The sequence below is a fragment of the Arthrobacter sp. GmRoot5-12 genome (assembly GCF_059739365.1).
The window spans coordinates 2,991,317-3,008,087 of sequence record NZ_AP046056.1 but is presented as its reverse complement, the minus strand read 5'-3'; the positions used below and the strand labels follow the sequence as shown (position 1 = coordinate 3,008,087).

The 16,771-nt window shown below is 66.4% G+C and carries 20 protein-coding genes; 9 read left to right on the top strand and 11 right to left on the bottom strand.

What is annotated here, in order from left to right; all coding sequences use genetic code 11:
* Nucleotides 1–79: 79 nt before the first annotated feature.
* On the bottom strand, nucleotides 80–658 hold the full coding sequence (locus AC6JAM_RS13840) for a TetR/AcrR family transcriptional regulator (RefSeq protein ID WP_043424836.1): 579 nt from the start codon (nucleotides 656–658) through the stop codon (nucleotides 80–82).
* A 140-nt stretch (nucleotides 659–798) separates the two neighbouring features.
* Between AC6JAM_RS13840 and AC6JAM_RS13835 the strand changes: the two genes are divergently transcribed.
* Nucleotides 799–1,476 carry an NADPH-dependent F420 reductase gene (locus AC6JAM_RS13835; protein WP_497935066.1) on the top strand — a complete coding sequence of 226 codons (678 nt, stop codon included), beginning with the start codon at nucleotides 799–801 and terminating at the stop codon, nucleotides 1,474–1,476.
* Between the two features lie 80 nt (nucleotides 1,477–1,556).
* On the opposite strand, the gene AC6JAM_RS13830 is transcribed toward AC6JAM_RS13835, so the two are convergent.
* Together AC6JAM_RS13830 and AC6JAM_RS13825 are read right to left on the bottom strand one after the other, a co-directional pair.
* Complete coding sequence (locus tag AC6JAM_RS13830; RefSeq protein WP_497935064.1) at nucleotides 1,557–2,774, bottom strand: MFS transporter; 1,218 nt, start codon at nucleotides 2,772–2,774, stop codon at nucleotides 1,557–1,559.
* 89 nt (nucleotides 2,775–2,863) lie between these two features.
* Entirely contained in the window at nucleotides 2,864–3,295 is a 432-nt protein-coding gene (locus AC6JAM_RS13825; protein ID WP_056393166.1) for a hypothetical protein, read from the bottom strand.
* 193 nt (nucleotides 3,296–3,488) lie between these two features.
* On the opposite strand from AC6JAM_RS13825, the gene AC6JAM_RS13820 reads away from it, so the two are divergent.
* Nucleotides 3,489–3,884 (top strand): hypothetical protein, encoded by a 396-nt coding sequence (locus AC6JAM_RS13820; protein WP_134163970.1) that lies wholly within the window; start codon nucleotides 3,489–3,491, stop codon nucleotides 3,882–3,884.
* A gap of 7 nt (nucleotides 3,885–3,891) precedes the next feature.
* On the opposite strand, the gene AC6JAM_RS13815 is transcribed toward AC6JAM_RS13820, so the two are convergent.
* Complete coding sequence (locus AC6JAM_RS13815; protein ID WP_056392957.1) at nucleotides 3,892–4,506, bottom strand: PAS and ANTAR domain-containing protein; 615 nt, start codon at nucleotides 4,504–4,506, stop codon at nucleotides 3,892–3,894.
* A 187-nt stretch (nucleotides 4,507–4,693) separates the two neighbouring features.
* On the opposite strand from AC6JAM_RS13815, the gene AC6JAM_RS13810 reads away from it, so the two are divergent.
* Nucleotides 4,694–5,035, top strand: coding sequence for a thioredoxin domain-containing protein (locus tag AC6JAM_RS13810; protein WP_018768657.1), 342 nt, complete (start codon nucleotides 4,694–4,696; stop codon nucleotides 5,033–5,035).
* A gap of 51 nt (nucleotides 5,036–5,086) precedes the next feature.
* Here AC6JAM_RS13810 and trxB read toward each other — a convergent pair whose 3' ends face one another.
* Together trxB and AC6JAM_RS13800 are read right to left on the bottom strand one after the other, a co-directional pair.
* A complete protein-coding gene (gene trxB / locus AC6JAM_RS13805) occupies nucleotides 5,087–6,064 on the bottom strand; it encodes a thioredoxin-disulfide reductase (RefSeq protein WP_497935060.1) in 978 nt (325 codons plus the stop codon).
* 22 nt (nucleotides 6,065–6,086) lie between these two features.
* Entirely contained in the window at nucleotides 6,087–6,521 is a 435-nt protein-coding gene (locus AC6JAM_RS13800; protein ID WP_134163971.1) for an arsenate reductase ArsC, read from the bottom strand.
* A gap of 156 nt (nucleotides 6,522–6,677) precedes the next feature.
* Here AC6JAM_RS13800 and AC6JAM_RS13795 point away from each other — a divergent pair, with 156 nt between their 5' ends.
* Nucleotides 6,678–7,001 (top strand): aminoacyl-tRNA hydrolase, encoded by a 324-nt coding sequence (locus AC6JAM_RS13795; RefSeq protein ID WP_018768660.1) that lies wholly within the window; start codon nucleotides 6,678–6,680, stop codon nucleotides 6,999–7,001.
* Between the two features lie 141 nt (nucleotides 7,002–7,142).
* On the opposite strand, the gene AC6JAM_RS13790 is transcribed toward AC6JAM_RS13795, so the two are convergent.
* Nucleotides 7,143–7,586 carry a hypothetical protein gene (locus AC6JAM_RS13790; RefSeq protein WP_224084048.1) on the bottom strand — a complete coding sequence of 148 codons (444 nt, stop codon included), beginning with the start codon at nucleotides 7,584–7,586 and terminating at the stop codon, nucleotides 7,143–7,145.
* A gap of 62 nt (nucleotides 7,587–7,648) precedes the next feature.
* Nucleotides 7,649–8,167 carry a MarR family winged helix-turn-helix transcriptional regulator gene (locus AC6JAM_RS13785; RefSeq protein ID WP_018768662.1) on the bottom strand — a complete coding sequence of 173 codons (519 nt, stop codon included), beginning with the start codon at nucleotides 8,165–8,167 and terminating at the stop codon, nucleotides 7,649–7,651.
* Nucleotides 8,168–8,392: 225 nt separating this feature from the next.
* Here AC6JAM_RS13785 and AC6JAM_RS13780 point away from each other — a divergent pair, with 225 nt between their 5' ends.
* Both AC6JAM_RS13780 and AC6JAM_RS13775 read left to right on the top strand, forming a co-directional pair.
* Entirely contained in the window at nucleotides 8,393–9,142 is a 750-nt protein-coding gene (locus AC6JAM_RS13780; protein WP_018768663.1) for an ANTAR domain-containing protein, read from the top strand.
* Nucleotides 9,143–9,437: 295 nt separating this feature from the next.
* Nucleotides 9,438–9,584 (top strand): hypothetical protein, encoded by a 147-nt coding sequence (locus AC6JAM_RS13775; protein ID WP_155845532.1) that lies wholly within the window; start codon nucleotides 9,438–9,440, stop codon nucleotides 9,582–9,584.
* Here the strand turns inward: AC6JAM_RS13775 and AC6JAM_RS13770 are convergent.
* Together AC6JAM_RS13770 and ftsW are read right to left on the bottom strand one after the other, a co-directional pair.
* Complete coding sequence (locus tag AC6JAM_RS13770; protein ID WP_497935057.1) at nucleotides 9,581–10,870, bottom strand: MFS transporter; 1,290 nt, start codon at nucleotides 10,868–10,870, stop codon at nucleotides 9,581–9,583. The genes AC6JAM_RS13775 and AC6JAM_RS13770 overlap by 4 nt on opposite strands.
* Nucleotides 10,854–12,155, bottom strand: a complete 1,302-nt coding sequence (ftsW, locus tag AC6JAM_RS13765; protein ID WP_497935055.1) for a putative lipid II flippase FtsW — start codon at nucleotides 12,153–12,155, stop codon at nucleotides 10,854–10,856. Before ftsW ends, AC6JAM_RS13770 begins: the two co-directional genes overlap by 17 nt.
* Before the next feature lie 203 nt (nucleotides 12,156–12,358).
* Between ftsW and AC6JAM_RS13760 the strand changes: the two genes are divergently transcribed.
* The gene (locus AC6JAM_RS13760; protein ID WP_497935053.1) at nucleotides 12,359–13,894 is read left to right on the top strand and encodes an LCP family protein; all 1,536 of its coding nucleotides are present in this window, start codon (nucleotides 12,359–12,361) and stop codon (nucleotides 13,892–13,894) included.
* A gap of 17 nt (nucleotides 13,895–13,911) precedes the next feature.
* On the opposite strand, the gene AC6JAM_RS13755 is transcribed toward AC6JAM_RS13760, so the two are convergent.
* Nucleotides 13,912–15,510 carry an HNH endonuclease signature motif containing protein gene (locus AC6JAM_RS13755; RefSeq protein WP_497935051.1) on the bottom strand — a complete coding sequence of 533 codons (1,599 nt, stop codon included), beginning with the start codon at nucleotides 15,508–15,510 and terminating at the stop codon, nucleotides 13,912–13,914.
* A 162-nt stretch (nucleotides 15,511–15,672) separates the two neighbouring features.
* Between AC6JAM_RS13755 and AC6JAM_RS13750 the strand changes: the two genes are divergently transcribed.
* Nucleotides 15,673–16,017, top strand: coding sequence for an ArsR/SmtB family transcription factor (locus AC6JAM_RS13750; RefSeq protein WP_018768669.1), 345 nt, complete (start codon nucleotides 15,673–15,675; stop codon nucleotides 16,015–16,017).
* Nucleotides 16,014–16,742 (top strand): cation diffusion facilitator family transporter, encoded by a 729-nt coding sequence (locus AC6JAM_RS13745; protein ID WP_497935048.1) that lies wholly within the window; start codon nucleotides 16,014–16,016, stop codon nucleotides 16,740–16,742. The genes AC6JAM_RS13750 and AC6JAM_RS13745 overlap by 4 nt, the downstream gene beginning before the upstream one ends.
* Nucleotides 16,743–16,771: the final 29 nt, after the last annotated feature.

Genomic DNA, 16,771 nt, shown 5'->3' with positions numbered 1-16,771 from the left:
ACTTCCCGCAATGACGGTCCGGGGGAAAGTGGAGCCGCAGCTGGACCTGGCGTATTAGCCCCGACCAGCCTCACCGTGACTAGCGCTGGGTGCAGGCGTCGTCCACGAGGCGCCGGGCCAGGTTCAGGGCACGCTTGCCGTAGCGGGCGCCGTCGAGAACCGCGCCTGTTGCATAGGCCCCGTTGAGGACGATGAGCAACTCCTCGGCCAGCTCGCCAGGGTCCTGCGCACCGGCGTCGGCTGCCAGCGACTGGAACCAGTCCCGCACCTGCTGCTTGTGCGCTGCCGCCACCAGATGGGCCGGGTGGTTGCCCTCCGGGAACTCGGTGTTCGTGTTCAGCATCGGGCAGCCGCGGTAGGTAGCACCGGCGGTATCTCCGGCCAACACCTCAAAAACGGCAATGAGTTTCTCCCGGGCGTCGTCGCGTTCCCCGGCCGCCTGCCGCATCCGCTCGAACCAGGCGTCCGCGCGTCCCTGAACGAACGCTGTGGCGAGAGCGTCCTTGGTGGGGAACTGGCGGTAGATGGTGGCGTTGCCCACCCCGCATTCCTTGACCACCGTATCCATCCCGACCGCGCGGATTCCCCGCTGGTAGAACAGGCGCGTGGCCACCTCAAGCACATTGCGCCGGTTCTCCTCGCCGCTCTTGCGCGCCACGGCAAACCCCACCCTTCCAAAACCAAAGCCAAAAAATGTACCGCCTTTAGTTTGACAGACGGATCGATCCGTCACAAACTAATGAGAACGATCCGTCACATCGGATCCGACCCGATAAATAAGAAGCTAAGGGAACCACCATGAAGACTGCTGTCCTCGGAACCGGCACTGTCGGCCGCACCATCGCCACCCGCCTGGCAGAGCTCGGACATACCGTGACCATTGGCACCCGCAGCCCCGAAGCCACGCTCGGCCGCACTGAGGCCGACGTCATGGGCAACGCACCCTTCGCCACCTGGGCTGCAGCAAACCCGGGCGTCACGCTGGCCGGCTACGCAGAGGCCGCCGTCGGGGCAGAGCTCATCGTCAACGCCACCAACGGCAACGGATCCCTGGATGCCCTGGCACAGGTAGGCGCGGAGAACCTTGACGGCAAGGTCATTCTGGATATCGCCAACCCGCTCGATTTCAGCCAGGGCATACCGCCAACCCTGTTCGTCAAGGACACCGATTCACTCGGTGAGCAGATCCAGCGCGCTTTCCCCACCGCCCGCGTGGTGAAATCCCTCAACACCCTCAATGCCGACCTCATGGCGCGTCCGGACACCCTTCCCGAGGCCAGCACTGTCTTCGTCTCCGGAAACGACGCGGACGCCAAGCACATGGTCACGGAACTGTTGAAGGATTTCGGCCACCAGGACGTCATCGACCTCGGGGACATCTCGACCGCCCGTGGCACGGAGATGCTCCTCCCTGTCTGGCTTCGCCTCTGGGGCGCCCTCGGCACGCCCGAGTTCAACTTCAAGATCGTTCGCTGACCCGGGGAACCGGTTCGGGACGCCAGCCTTGGGGTGGCGTCCCGGCGGTCAGCAGTTGCGGCGGTCAGCAGTTCCTGCGGTCAGTAGTTGCGGCGGTGCTTCAGGCGGGGAATGACGACGCCGAACACGGCCGCCGCCGCGAACCCCAGCAGGCCTGTGGCTGAGATCCCCGGGCCCAGGGAGGCCAGGGCGGTCACCCCGGACAGCAGGACCGGGCCGCCTGTGGAGCCGGCATCCGCCATGAACCGCCAGAGGCCCAGGAACTGGCCGCGGCCCCGGTCCGGCGAGAAGTCGGCGCCCAGCGTCATCACCAGGCCGGAGCTGATGCCGTTGCCAAAGCCGATCAGCAGCGCCGCCAGCAGCAGTCCCACAAAGGAACCGGTGAGCGGGATCAGGAGCAGCGCAGTCCCCATGAGCAGCGTGGAGGGAATCGCCACCCACTGCCGCCCCTTCCGGTCCATCAGTTTCCCGGCGGGATAGAACACCAGCATGTCGATGGCACCGGAGAGCCCGTAGATCAGGGATGCGGAGGTGGCGTCCATGCCCAGGTGGTCGGCCCAGAGCGGGATCACCACCTGCCGGGAGGACCGCAGCGCGCTGAGCAGCAGGATGCCCACGCCCAGCGAAAGGAACACGCCGGCATGCGACGCCGCGACGCTCCGAAGCGTGGGCTGGGGGCCCGCGTCCCCGCCCAAGGGGCCATCCGGCGTCGCAAGGTCCGGAATGGTGAGGGACAGCAGCGCGGCGCCCGCCATGGCCACCACCCCCACCCAGTAGGCGCCGGCGATGCCGAAGAACTGCATCACCGCCGCGCCCGCGAACGGGCCGATGAACACGCCGATGCGGTTCACGCCGCCCAGCGTGGACAGCGCCCGGGCGCGGAAGGCCACCGGCACCGCCTCCGTCAGGTACTTCTGGCGGGCCAGGCCAAACACCGCCCCGGACATCCCGACGACGGCCATCGCCACGGCGAGCAGCCACAGTCCGTTCGGGGCCAGGGCGGAGGTGGCGGCGGCTGCCAGCGCCAGGCCACCGGCGACGGCGGCGCCCACGATGGACCAGCGTTCACCGAATCGAAGGGTTACCAGCGACGCCGGCAGGTTGAAGAACCAGGATCCCAGTCCGATGAGGGTGACGATCAGGGCCGCCACTGCCACCGAAGCGCCCAACTCGCGGGCAGATAATGCCACCACCGGAAGGATGGCGCCCTGCCCAATTCCGAAGAGCAGTGTGGGTCCGAAAGCGGCGACCGCAATGCTGCGCAGGCTGAAGGGCTGGGAGGGGTCCAGGGAAGTCATCAGATTTATCCTATGGCCGCCCCCTCCCTGGGGAGGCTGCAGTGTGACGCAGCGGACAGGGACTCACAGTGGCCTCCGCGGAGAGTGGATCAACGGGCCCTTGGTTCCAACCCGGCCAGGGCGCGGAACAGGTTGACGACTTCCACCACCGCCCCGATGGCCGAGCCCACGATGCCGAGCACCAGCAGCACCCGCACCAGCACCGGCCAGCCGGACCAGCCGGTGCCGAAGTCGAAGGGAAATACCTCCCACAGGCGCAGCATGGCGGCAACCCCGAAGCCTATGACCACCAGGTTGCCCAGCGCCACGAGGGTACGTGCGTGGATCACCACGCAGACGAGGTTGACGATGATGCCCGCGATCAGGGACGCGTTGATGAGGTCAAGGACGCGGGACATGTCGGCTGTCAGGAACGGCAGCACCTGCCACCCAGGCCACATGTTGATCCCGTACAGCAGCAGGGCGTTGACGATGGCTGAGCCAAGGTTGCCGCTGCGGCTGGTGGTTGTCCTGTCCGCCATGGCAACAGGGTCTGGCATAGGGACCATGCCCGAAAGTGCCGAAGGTCCCCCGGCGGCGCCTTCCTGCCACCGCCCGGCCCTACCGCCCAGCCGCCGAGAACCCATGGACCCACGAACCGGACAACGGCGGGCCCTTCGGCCCTGTTTCGCCGACGCCCAGGGCAACCACGCTGGCTGAAGGAGGTGGTGGAAGATGTTTACGCTTCGCACCCTGGGCGGCATCGCCCTCTTGATGGCCGGGAGCAGCTGGTTGTGGATTACGCCCACCTTCGCCACCCGCGGGGTCAACACGTCAGGTATCTGGTGGAACATCACCATGGTGCTTGCGCTGCTGACCGTCTTGGGGTTCCTGGTGGCCACGTGGGGACTGTTTGCCCGGTGGAGCTGGTGGGAAAATGCGGCCCTCGCGTCGGCTGCACTTGGGCTTGTGGCCCTGGTGCCCTTCTGGTTCGCAGCCATCGGCGGGGGCGAAACTGTCGGGACCACGGCGTGGAATGTGTTCGTCCACGTCCTGATGGTGGCCGGCGTCGCGGTGTTGCTGCTGGTCCCGTCGCTGGAGCGGTGGGTGAACCAGCAGGTCATGGGATAACCGGGAATCAGTAACCCTCCAGGACTTCCCTGGCCTTCCCGTTTGCCGCCGCGCTGGTCAATTCCTCCGCCACGAGGTGCAGCTTGACGTTGGCGTGCTGGCTTCTGGCGGCCAGCACCCGGAACGCCGATTCGGCATCCACACTGTGCAGGGCCATGACAATGCCTTTCGCCTGCTCAATGACCGCCTTGTGCCCGAACGCACCCTCGATGGCCTCCGTCGCGGCATGCTGGGACTCGATGCGCAGGCTCTGGGTCACATCCACCATGAAGCCGCGGGCCAGCTCTACGCGCCCGGAAGGCGCGGCGACGGCCTGGATCGCAGAAAAGACGCGCCGCTCCCTGCCGCGGACGTCAATGATCCGGTGCAGCAGGGCACCCTGGCCACCGCCCTCAAGGAGGTCCGCCCACAGCGCGCGCACCGGTTCCCGGTCCCCCGGGTGCTTGTGGGCCATCAGCACGTCAAAAGTGGGCACCACCTCACCTGGCTGCAGCCCGTGAATGCCAAACATGCCCTCGGACCAGTTCATGCTTCCTGAGGCAACGTCCAGCTCAAAGGTCCCCGACGGACAGACGGCAGTGATCGGCAGCGGAAAGAGGTACGCATCCAACTTCGACCACATGCATTCCTCCAAAACTCACATACCCAGTGCGGGTTTTCTCGCACAACAATAGCTGAATCCGGCGGCCGCTGGTTGCCATATCCGCTGGCGCAGCAGGCGGATTCGGGGGGTCACAAAAGCCGCGCGGAGGAGTAGCGTTCGCCTTATGGGCGCTGATCCGCGCCCGCAGCCAAGGGGAGGTCAATTCATGGGCGAAGTGTGGATCCGCACGCTGGGCAACGGGCTGGTCCGGGCAGATCGAGTCACGGAGATTTCATCTACCCGCGGGTCCCTGCATGAGGACAGCGGGTATTCATTGAAAGTGATCGTGGACGGCAAGGGCCACGTGCTGATTGACGACGGCGGGCTGCAGGGGTCCCTGCCCGAACGGCTGGAATATGCCAGGCATATGGAAGACGCCCTGCTGCTGGCCATCGACGAGGCGCGCGAGAACGACGCGTCCATGGTGATCTCCTACGAGCCGGAGCGTGAACGCTGGTCCGCAGCTCCAGTTTCAGTATTAACCGGACGGCTTCCCGAAGTCGTCTGACCCGCGGAATGAAGCCTGCCCGGGCAACAGTGAGTGCCCGGGCAGGAGTACTTAGCTGTGCGTGGGTTCTTCCACGAGGGCGGTGGCGATGCTGGCCGCGTCCTCCAGTGCGGCCAGGAACCGCTCTGCGTCCAGGGCGGCGGCACAGCCGGTGCCGGCGGCGGTGATGGCCTGCCGGTAACGGTGGTCCACGGCGTCGCCGCAGGCAAAGACGCCCGGCAGGTTTGTGCACGTGGTGGGGGCGTCCACCTTGATGTAGCCTTCCTCGTCCAGGTCCACCTGGCCCGCCACCAGTTCGGTCCGCGGCAGGTGTCCGATGGCCACGAAGATGCCGGTGGCGTCCTGGTGCCGGGTCTCACCGGAACGGGTGTCTGTGAGGGTTACGCCGGTGACCTTGCCGTCGCCGTGGATGGCGGTAACGGCAGAGTTCCAGGCGAAGCGGATCTTGGGGTTGTCCTTGGCCCGCTGCGCCATGATGCGGGAGGCGCGCAGCTCGTTCTTGCGCACCACCACGGTCACGGTCTTGCCGAACCGGGTCAGGAAGGTGGCTTCCTCCATGGCGGAGTCGCCGCCGCCAACCACGATGATGTCCTGGTCACGGAAGAAGAACCCGTCGCAGGTGGCACACCAGGAAACACCGTGGCCGCTGAACTTTTTCTCCTCAGGCAGGCCGAGTTCCTTGTACGCAGAGCCGGTGGCCAGGATGACGGCCGTAGCCTCGTAAGTCTCCCCGCCGCCGGTGACCACGCGCTTAACGGAACCTCTCAAGTTAACGGACGTGGCGTCGTCGTACTCAATGCGCGCGCCGAACTTTTCCGCCTGCTGCTGCAGCCCGTCCATCAGCTCAGGGCCCTGGATGCCGCCGGGGAAGCCCGGGAAGTTTTCCACTTCAGTGGTGTTCATCAGCGCGCCGCCGGCGGCGACGGAGCCGGCCAGGACCAGGGGGTTCAAGCCCGCGCGGGCGGCGTAGATGGCGGCGGTGTAGCCGGCGGGGCCGGAGCCGATGATGATCAGCTGTTCTTTGCTCATGGATTGTCCTTCGGTGGCGGTACTACTGGGCGTCCGCGTGCTGCGCGGGCAGGAGTTCGGTGATCAGTTGTTCAACGCGTGCCTTGATCTCATCACGGATTGGACGGACGGACTCAACGCCCTTGCCTGCCGGGTCCTCCAGGACCCAGTCTTCGTAGCGCTTGCCCGGGAAGAACGGGCACTCGTCACCGCAGCCCATGGTGATCACCACGTCCGATTCTTTCACTGCCTCGGTGGTGAGTACCTTGGGGACCTCTGCGGACATGTCGATGCCTACCTCGGCCATGGCCTCCACCGCCGCCGGATTGACCTTGTCGGCCGGCTGGGAACCGGCGGAGCGCACCTCGACGGCTCCCCTGGACAAGGATGTGAGGAACGCTGCCGCCATCTGGGACCGGCCGGCGTTGTGGACGCAGACAAAGAGGACGGAAGGCTTTCCTGCGGGGTCGATGCTCATGGCACTCCTCAAACTGGTAGGAAACTACGTTCGGTGTAATAAAGGCCCCCCGTGTTGCGCAGGTCACATTTGTTGCCTAATCTAATTGAGGCTCATGCAAACGGGCCATGCAAGAAGCTGCAGCGTCGCAGCCAATGCCGGGGAAGGCTTTACAACTTGAACTCTAAGCTGAACATCGTAGTCCGGGTGGATCTGGACCACAGCAAGGCCAAGGTGATTGCAACGGGGCATATCACCATTCACAGCGTCAACGCCCTCTATGTAGTGGCAAAGCGTGCCAACTCCCTCAGGGGAGGCCTGGACCTGGAACTGGACGTTTCCAGCGCCTGGGTGGACGAGGAAGCACTGGAAATGCTCCGCGCCGCCTCTGAAACAAGGCACCTTCCAGCCAAAATCGATCCGGAACAGGCTCCCTGCACCATCAGCGTGCTGGCTGACCGCCGACATCCGCGTCACACGGCCGGCCGCCTGGCCGCATAAATTTCCCGGCCGCTCGCCGCGCCCATTTTTCGGGCCAGGGCAGGCCGACCACCGCTTCTCTTTCCGCTCCAACAGCCCGAAGTGCAGCTGCATCTGAACAAACGGATGGCTGCACTTCGGGATGGTGGAGCAGTTTTTGTTTTACCGGAGCTGGTCCTTGGCAACCAGGATGTCCTGAAGCTCCTCAACGGTGAGGCCGGCGGCCCTGCCCAGGTCCTCCTGCCCTGCACCCAGCCTCGCGGCGCTCTGGACTGCATGCTCAAACCGCTCCTGCGCCGCATCCAGCTCCCACTGGAGGCTCTCCACCCTTGCGGAAGCCAATTGGACGGCCTCCAGCGGATCACCGGCAGTGCCGCCGTCGACGATCCTGTAACCGCATGCGCAGGACCATTCCGCCGAGCCAAGCTCCAATGGTGCCCACCCCAGCGACGCTATCGGTACGGGGCCGGCCGCCATCGCTGCGCCGCAGTGAAAGGGTGCCGCGGGGTCGCCAATCACAGAGGGCGCGGGCTGAAGCGGGAGTTCTTCGTAATGCTCAACGCGGGTCGACTGCCCCGGCGCCTGAGGTTCAAGTACTGCAGTCATGCAATCCGCCGTCCGGTAGTTAACTAACAATGTAGCTAGTCTAACTAGGATTATCTCTTTGTCTACCGGCCGGTAATGCCGGGGCCGGAGTTGACGGCGTCCACTGCTTCCCGCATGCGCACCAGGAAGTGCATGACGGCCTTGATTTCTTCGGAAGACAACGATTCGGCGGCTTCCAGCATGCGCTTGTGCATCTGGTTCAGGTTGTGCCGGACTTCCTCGTCGGCGCCGGGAGTAGGCCGCAGGATGACGGCGCGGCGGTCCGAGGGGTGGGGCTCCCGGGTGACGTAGCCGCCGGACACCAGGCGGTCCACAAGACTGGTCATGGAGGCGGACGTGATGCACAGGCGGGCTGCAAGTTCCGTGGGTCGGATTCCCACGCCGGCAGCCTCTGCATCGATGAGGTACCGCAGCGCCAGGAGGTCCGTCTCCCCCATTGCGGCGGACGAGCGGGTGCGCCTTCTCATAGCGCTCTCCGAGGTCCGGAATTCGCGGAGCGCGTTGATGACATCAACAGCCCCGGGCTCGACGCCCTCAACGGGTGGGTACCAGTAGCCTTCGCTTGCACCATGCGGGTTCATGCGAATTCCTTCGATATCCTACTTGCTTGGCTGTCTAACAAACCCATGGTAGCCCACTTGTTCCCCCGCCACCTCCACAACGTTGAAGCAGCAGGCAAGTACCCGGGCGGGCGGCACGGGAAAAGTAGAGTACCGGCTACTCGTGCCGCACACCGTCCCGGCCCAATAAGTTTCTTCCAACCCGCGGCGCCACGGCCAAGGGGCGTGACGAGACGGGGGTGCAGGGTGGCGGTTGGCCCGGCAGACAATGTGGAGCCCGAACGGCAGGGGTTCCTGCTGGATTTGGTGACAGGGGCCGACGGCGATGCAGGGTCCCTGCAGAAGCTCACCGATGCTGCCGCCCGCTGGATCAGCACTTCCGCCGGAAGGGCACTGGAGTGCGCCGCCGTCCTGCACCGGCAGCGGTCCTGTTTTGCCACCGCCGGCAGCACTCCGGCCGCGGCCAGCGTGGCATCGGAGGACGAGCACGGGGACAGCCCCACCGCTCTTGGTTCGCCGCTGATGGCGCCGGCAGTGATCAACCAGGCCGGCGCCCGCTGGGAGGCGTACCGCAGGCGGCTGCTGGACAAAGGCTTCGGCTCAGCGCTTGCCGTTCCCCTGGAATTGCAGCCGGGCTCGGCTGGAGCCCTCGTGTTCCTGGGACCGGCAAACTACGTTTTCAACGCCAAGGTGATCAACGAGGCAGCCTGGTTTGGCGAGGTGGCATCGCACAGCCTGAAGCTGGCCCTCGACGTGCACGGCGTCATCCGCGCCGGGGACAACCTGAAACAGGTCCTGGAGAGCCGTACCAGCATCGACGTGGCGTGCGGCGTGCTCATGGCGCAGAACCGCTGCTCATACACGGAGGCGTTCAGCAAGCTTGCCGGCACCTCGCGGCACCGGAACCTGAAGGTCCGCAGCGTTGCGGAGAACATCCTGAGGTCACTGCCCAGCGGCACGCCCGGAACACGGTTCGAGCCCCCGGCAATCGCGTAGGAACTGCGGCGAAAATCCTAGTGCCGTGCCCGTGCCCTGATAAGGCCGGCCGCCACCAGCCCTGCACCTCCGAGTGAAGCCAGCATGCCGCCGAGAGCCACAAAGTAATCGGTAATGGTCATTGTCCTGCGCTCCTTCCGTACTGCCTGATGAGCCCAAGCTATGCGGCGAAACTCAGCATTTCCTGAAGGATCGCCAGCAGCTTTGGTCAAGATCCGGTAAAGGAAAACTGCGGCGATCCACATACTTTGGCCCGCGATCTTCTCTTTGTGGGGGCGTTCCGTATTATTCATGCATGTGGACAAAACAAAGCCAGAGCTTCTGCCCCACCTGCGGCAGGACCACCAATCACGTCACCCATTTCCAAAAGGACGACGCCGGGTCCCTGGTTGCGGACGTCCGCTGCGTTGAGTGCCCCGAGATTGCCGGGGCGGTCGCCTAGGTAGTTTCGTTCCCCGAAGACGGCGGTTGGCCTTCCATGCCGGAGGCGTGCGGACGCACGACGGCGAAGACCGCCAGGGCCGCGGCCTGGACCACCGTGACGGTAACCGCAAGTGCAGGAACTGAGATCTCGTAGAGCAGGCCGATGACGAAACTGCCGGCCAGCCAGGCGAGGCCGTAGCAGGCAGTGAACATCCCGTAAGCACTCCCCCGCCGGGCCACCGGAGCGAGGCCCGCCACCCCGGCCCGCATGGTGCTTTCCTGGACACCCATCGCTGCTCCCCACAGCAGCACCCCCGCCACCGCAAGCGCCGTGCTGTTGCTGAAGCCCAGCCACGGGACCGCGGCGGCCAGGACCGGAAGGGCCAGGAGAACCTTCAACCCCACCCGGTCAAAAAGCCAGCCGGAAACCAATGCCGCCACGGCATCCACTCCCATGGCCGCGGCGTAAAGCACCGGGACCAATGAGGGCGGCAGGAGTCCGGTGGCCACCAGATGGAACGACAGCAGACCGAACGTGGCATAGCCGAACATGGTCAGGCTGCTGAAGGCTGCGTAGAGCCAGTACTGGCGCGGCATTGGGGCCGGCTTCCCAGCAATTGTGTCCTGGGCGGGAACGGGGCTGGCGGGAGCGGGACTGGGTGGGGCTGGCGGCGCGGCGGAAGGCTCGTAGACACCGGGGTCGGGAACGCGTCGCCTGAGGCGGAACAGAATCAGCATGGCAGCAAGCCCTGGAACAGCCAGGAGCAGGAACCCGGGACCGTAGCTGCCGGACAGCGCCAGGGCCGCCCCCACCAGCAGCGGCCCCACCAGTGCCCCCACCTGGTCCAGCGCCTCGTGCAGCGCGAACGCCTTGCCCTGCCCCATCGCTGAACCGGCCTCGGCCAGCATGGTGTCCTTCGCCGGGCTCCGCACCGCCTTGCCCAGCCTTTCCGCCAGGACCAGCAGGCAGGCTATCCACAGCGCATCGGTGATCCCCAGCAACGGCACGGACAGCGCGGTCAGGGCATAACCGCTGAGTGCGAGCGTCCATCGCAGCGCCGGCCGGTCGGCCAGCCGCCCGAACACCAGGCGGAGCACCAAGGCCACCGCTTCACCAGCCCCCGTGACCACGCTGACCAGGAGCGCGGACGCGCCCAGCGCACCCAGGTAAGGGCCGGTGACGCTCCGCGCCCCTTCGTAGACCATGTCCATCAGCGCACTGACCACCCCGAAGACCAGGATGAAGCGGATGGCAGTCATGGGCGCCGGAGGAGCTGTCCCGCCGGCGCTACCGCTGGTACGCATGCTCCCGGGCCTGCTTAACGCCCCGGCCGGACACAGCTCGGGTTGACACGGGCCGGGCTGACACGGGACGGCCGGGTCCGGCGCGACGGGACCGGGTGGGGTGAGGGTGTACACCTTCCGGACGAGTTACCGCCAGGATCACCCCGATGCCGGCCAGTGAGGAGACCATGGCCGATCCGCCATAGGAGATGAACGGCAGCGGCACGCCGATCACCGGCAGCAGTCCGCTGACCATGGCGATGTTGATCACGGCCTGTCCCAGGATCCAGGTGATCACGCTGCAGGCCACGATCCGCGAGAAGGTGTCCGTGGTGCGGGCAATGGTCTTGAACACCGCGATGGCCAGGATGGCGAACAGCCCCAGCACCAGCAGGGTTCCGGCCAGGCCGAGTTCTTCGCCGAGGATGGAGAAGATGAAGTCGTTGTGGGCTTCCGGGATCCAGTTCCATTTCTGCCGGCTCTGTCCCAGGCCCACGCCAAACCAGCCGCCGGAGGCCAGGGCGTACGCGCCGTGCTGCGCCTGGTAGCCCATTCCCTGCGCGTCCTCGTCGGATCCCATGCCCAGCCAGGATGAGATCCGCCCCATCCGGTTGCCGCTGGTGGCCGCGAGCAGCAGCGCTGCCACCGCGCAGACCAGCCCCGCAACCGAGAACACCTTCATCCGGACTCCGCCATAGAACATGGTGGCGGCGAGGATCATCATGATGATCATGGTGGTGCCCAGGTCGTGCCCCAGCGCCACGATCAGCATGATCAGTCCCCCGGCGGGTGCCAACGGAATGACCGCATGCTTCCACTGCCCCAGGAGGGCCTGCTTGCGGTCCAGGATGGCGGCGGCCCAGACGATCAGCGAGAGCTTTGCGAACTCGGAGGGCTGCGCGGTGAAACCTCCCACGCTCAGCCAGTTCCGGTTGCCGTTGACGGACATTCCCAGCGGTGTGAACACCAGCACCAGGGCAACAAGGGAGCCGATCAGCAGCGGCCAACCCAGCCATCGGATCCGCCGCACGGGCATCCGGGCCAGCACCATCATGATCACCACGCCAGCCACGGTCCACATGGCCTGCTTCAGGGGCAGGTCGTACGGATTGTTTCCTGCCGCCACAGATTCCACGGACGACGCCGATGCCACCTCCACGAGTCCGATCGCCGAGAGCGTGAGGACCACCGCCAGGATCAGCGGCCGGAGGCGTCCCGGGGAGTCATCCACCAGCCACACCGCCACTTTGCCCAGCCCGCGCCGGGCAGGACGGCCCGCCACGCGCTGCTTTTGTCCTGTATTCATCTGTCCGTTCCTCAGCCTGCACAGCAGGGCTTCCCCCATGGCCGGGCCCATCTCCGGGGCGGGTACCCGCCGAGAAAAAAGAGTACGCCCTCTGCCGCCGCCAGGACCGGGACGGCGCGGCTGCAGGCTGCCGTTCTTGGGGAATTGCCAGCTTGGGCCTGTAGGGTAGCCGAAACCTGTCCCCTCCCGAAGGTCATCTTTTCGTGTTCGGTTCCAGAAAATCCCCCGGCCCGGATCAGGTTGGCTCCGCCCCCGGCGCCTACCCCGGCCAAGGCGAGCTGTACGCCGCCAGTTTGCGCCGCCGTCGGCCTGTACGCCGTGTCCCGCGCTGGCTCAAGGCCGTTACCGCCGTGGTGTCCGCGCTGCTCGTCGGTGCCGTGGCCTTCGGCGGCTACTGGGCGTGGCGCCTGCAGTCGAACATCACAACGTCTGAACTGACGGCGGGTGGAGAGCGGACCGAAGGGACCGTGAACGACAGCACTGACCGGATGCAGATCCTGGTCCTGGGCTCCGACACCCGGGACGGCAGCAACAGCCAGTACGGCAGCGCGGAGGACTCCTCCGGCTACGGCCAGTCCGACGTCATGATGCTGCTGGACATTTCCGCGGACAACAAGCACGTCAACGTGGTCAGCTTCCCGCGCGACCTGCTGGTGGACGTGCCGGCGTGCACGGACCCCAAAACCAAGCAGGCATATCCCGCCCGCCAGGACGTGATGATCAACAGCGCCATGGCACAGGCCGGCATCGGCTGCGCCGTGGACACCGTGAACAAACTGACCGGCCTGGAGGTGGACCACTTCATGATGGCCGACTTCAACGCGGTAAAGGAACTGTCCAATGCCGTGGGTGGCGTGGAGGTCTGCGTCAGCGATGCCGTGCACGATCCGGACAGCGGGCTGAACCTGCCTGCCGGAACGTCCCAGGTGCAGGGCGAACAGGCGCTGGCGTTCCTGCGGACCCGGCACGCTTTTGCCAACGGCGGGGACCTGGGGCGCATCCAGGCCCAGCAGGGCTTCCTGGCTTCGCTCAGCCGGAAGCTCAAGTCCGAGGGCACGCTGGGCAATCCGCAGAAGACCCTGACCATTGCCGATACCATCACCAGGAACCTGACCGTTGACTCGGGCCTGTCCTCCATCCCATCACTGCTGACCATCGCCAACCGGCTGAAGAACATCGACCCGGCCAACATCAACTTCATCACCACGCCCACGGTGCCGGCGCCGGCGGACCCCAACCGGCTGGCACTGAATGAGCCGACAGCCTCCAACTTCTTCGCCGCGCTCCGAAGCAGCCCGGACCTGAGCCAGCCCTCCTCCGCCTCCCCCACGGAGGCGCCCGCAACTCCCGCGGCACCCGCCTACGACAAGTCACTGCAGCCCGTCTCCATTGCCAACGGCACCGGCGTGACGGGGCGGAGCAATGCCATTGCCGGGCTGCTCTCTGAGGCCGGTTTCACCAACCTGACCAAGCTGCAGGCCCAGGCGCAGGAGAAGACCATGGTCTACTACTCAGCCGGGTTCGAGGACGTGGCCGCGGACGTGGCAGCGCTGTTCGGCCTGCCCGCAGGCAACGTGCAGCAGGTGGCGAACATCCAGGGCGTGCAACTGTACGCGGGCACGGACTTTGCCGCCGGCACCAAACCCGCCGCACCGCCGTCGCCCGCCGACTCCTCAGGCGGCGTGGTGGCCCAGACGGGCAGCGACCAGACCTGCCAATCGGCCAACCCCCTGGGGTAGCAGGACTACAGGCCGGTCTACCGGCGCGGCGGCTCACACGGCATGGGGCTGAAGGCGTGCTTCCCCAGGAGGCTTCGTTCGCGGGTCCGGCATCGTTCGCCGGGCAGGCTTCGTTGGCGGGACTGGCTTCGTTCGCCGGGCAAGAACCCTGGCGGCCACTTTGGTGGTTCCCAGTCCTGGTGTTCGCTTGTGTAGTGGCGGCCGGTGGGTGAGGTCCAGCCGGGTGGTTCGTTCGTGCTGGCCGGGGTGGGTTTCCAGCCGGTGGTGTGCCGGAGCCGGTGGTGCTTCGGGCAGGGCTGTCCCAGGTTGCTGATTCCGGTGGTGCCGCCGTGGTGCCAGGCGAGAAGATGGTCGGCCTCCGTGTCCAGGGAGGTGTTGCTGCAGCCCGGGAACGGGCATTTCCCGTCCCGCATCCGCAGCCAGGCCCGCATCGCCTTGGGAATCCGGTAACTCTTCCGGCCGATCTCCAACGGCGCCCCGTCCCGGGGGTCCACCAGGACCCGGTAGAACGAGCCCGCCCCGTCCGCGACCAGTCGCCGCGCCATCGACGCCGGCACCGGACCATACCCGTCCAGCATCGCCGGTTCATCGGTCAGGCCCATCAGCGCGAACACCGGAACCGTAACCAGGACCTCGGCGCGGACCGATGGCGGCTGGTGGCCTTTTCCGGATGCGGCGCTGGTCCCGCTGCCGCTGGTGCCGGCGCCCGGCCCGGCAGCAGCCAAGACGCCGGCAGTGGCACTGGCACTGGCACTGGCACGGCTGAGACTGGTACTGCCGCCCCGGGTGTTACCGCTGCCGAGGATCGCGGCGGCGAAACTGTCAGCCCGCAGCTGGGGCATGGTCCTGTCCTCGCCCGGCCCCTGCAAACCTCGTGCGGCAGCGGTGAGCCGGTTCCACCCAGCCATGGCCTGGTCCGCGGGCAGGTACGCGCCCAGCCACGCCATCCCGTCCCGGTCCGCCCGGAACTCCACCCGCCGCTCCGCCACACCCCTGGCGTGCCGCTTCTCCATCGATTCGGCGTGGTGGCGTTCCCGCCAGGTCCGGGCCTTGACCCGGAACCGGTGCGCCGGCAGCTCCCCAACCGGGCAGCCGCGAGCCGGGTTAGGGGCGTCCGGGTCCGGTGTATCGGGTGGCAGGAAATGCGCCTCCAACGCCGCCGCCCCGGCCGCATCAAGGGACGCCGTTTCGTCGGCCAGCACTATCGCGTGCTGCCATGACAGGGTCCCGGACTGCAACGCCTCCAAAGTCCGCGGCAATGAAACAGTCAGGGCGTGGGAGGTGGCCAGGAACGACGCCGCCGCCCGCGGACCCAACGCCAGCACGCACCCGATCTCCGCCGCGACCGCCATCTCCTGCGCCACCACCGGCACCTCCGGCCCCGCCACAGCATGCGCAGCCTCCGCGTACCCCACCGCAGCCTTCGCCTTCACCCCCGCAACCCGCGCCTCGACCTCCCGGGCCCCGGCGAGGATGTCCAGGCAGCCATCGGCCAGACCGGCCAGCGGATCAATATCCGAGAACGGCAACGAACCCGCCCCGTCCACCTCAGCCTGAAGCACAGCAAGGGCAGCGCGAATCTCCTCGAACGCCCTCACCACCGCCGCCTTCCCCATAAACCCATCATGACAAGGGGGTCTGACAATTGCCGGTGGGCCACCGAAAGTGAACCGCCCCCTCCACTGCAGCGGCGGTTGTTCAAGCCGAAAAACTTGTCGCGGGGACTGGGATTACAGTTCATCTTCACCTGAATACAGTGATGGATGTACTCTAAGACCATGCAAACCCTCGAGCCCATCCAGACCCTCACCCACGCCCCTGTGCTGGCCCGCTTTGGCTATGCGGTGTCGGACCCTACCCGCGCCCGAGTCCTGCTGGCACTTGCAGATGCCCCCTCCTATCCTTCCGACCTGGCGGACAACTTAGGGGTGTCCCGGCAGAGCATGTCCAATCACTTGACCTGTTTGCGCGGCTGCGGACTGGTGGTTGCGGTGCGGGACGGGCGGCGGAGCCGTTATGAACTGGCGGACGCCCGGATCGGCCACGCTATCAAGGACCTCATCAATGTTGTCCTCGCGGTGGACCCAGCCTGCTGCGCCCCTGATGGGGAATGCTTCGCATGACCGCTGCGCTTAACTCCCCCACCGTGGAACGCCGCAGGGTGCTGAGCCGGCGAATCCGGCTTCTGGCGGGAGCAACCATCACCTACAACGTCATCGAGGCCGTCGTGTCCCTGTGGGCGGGCGGCGCGGCCGACTCCTCGGCGCTGATCGGCTTCGGCCTGGATTCGGTGATCGAAGTAGCCTCCGCACTGGCATTGTCCTGGCAGTTCTCCGCCAAGGACCCGGAGCGGCGTGAGCATCTGACCCTGCGGATCATCGCCATCTCATTCTTCGCCCTGGCCGCATTCGTGGCTGTGAATGCCATCCGCTCTTTGGCGGGTGCGGGAGAAGCCCAGCACTCAGTGCCCGGCATCGTGATCGCGGCGTTGAGCCTGGCCGTCATGCCGGTCCTGTCCTGGACCCAGCGCAGGGCTGGGCGGGAACTGGGATCACGGACAGCGGTGGCCGATTCCAAGCAGACGCTGCTATGCACCTACCTCTCCGCCGTGCTGCTGGTTGGCCTGGTCCTGAACAGCACCCTGGGCTGGTGGTGGGCAGACGCCGGCGCGGCGCTGGTGATCGCCGGCATTGCGGTGCGTGAAGGCGTCAACGCGTGGCGCGGGGACGCCTGCTGCGCCGTTCCCCACGTGGTGGCTGACGAAGCCGAAAACACTGCGTGCTGCCCGGACTGTTACAGCGCCGCCAAACCGGAGTCCATGGGTATGCCCGGCATCCGAAAGGACTGACCTGCAGCTTCAGGCGTCGGTTGGTCAGG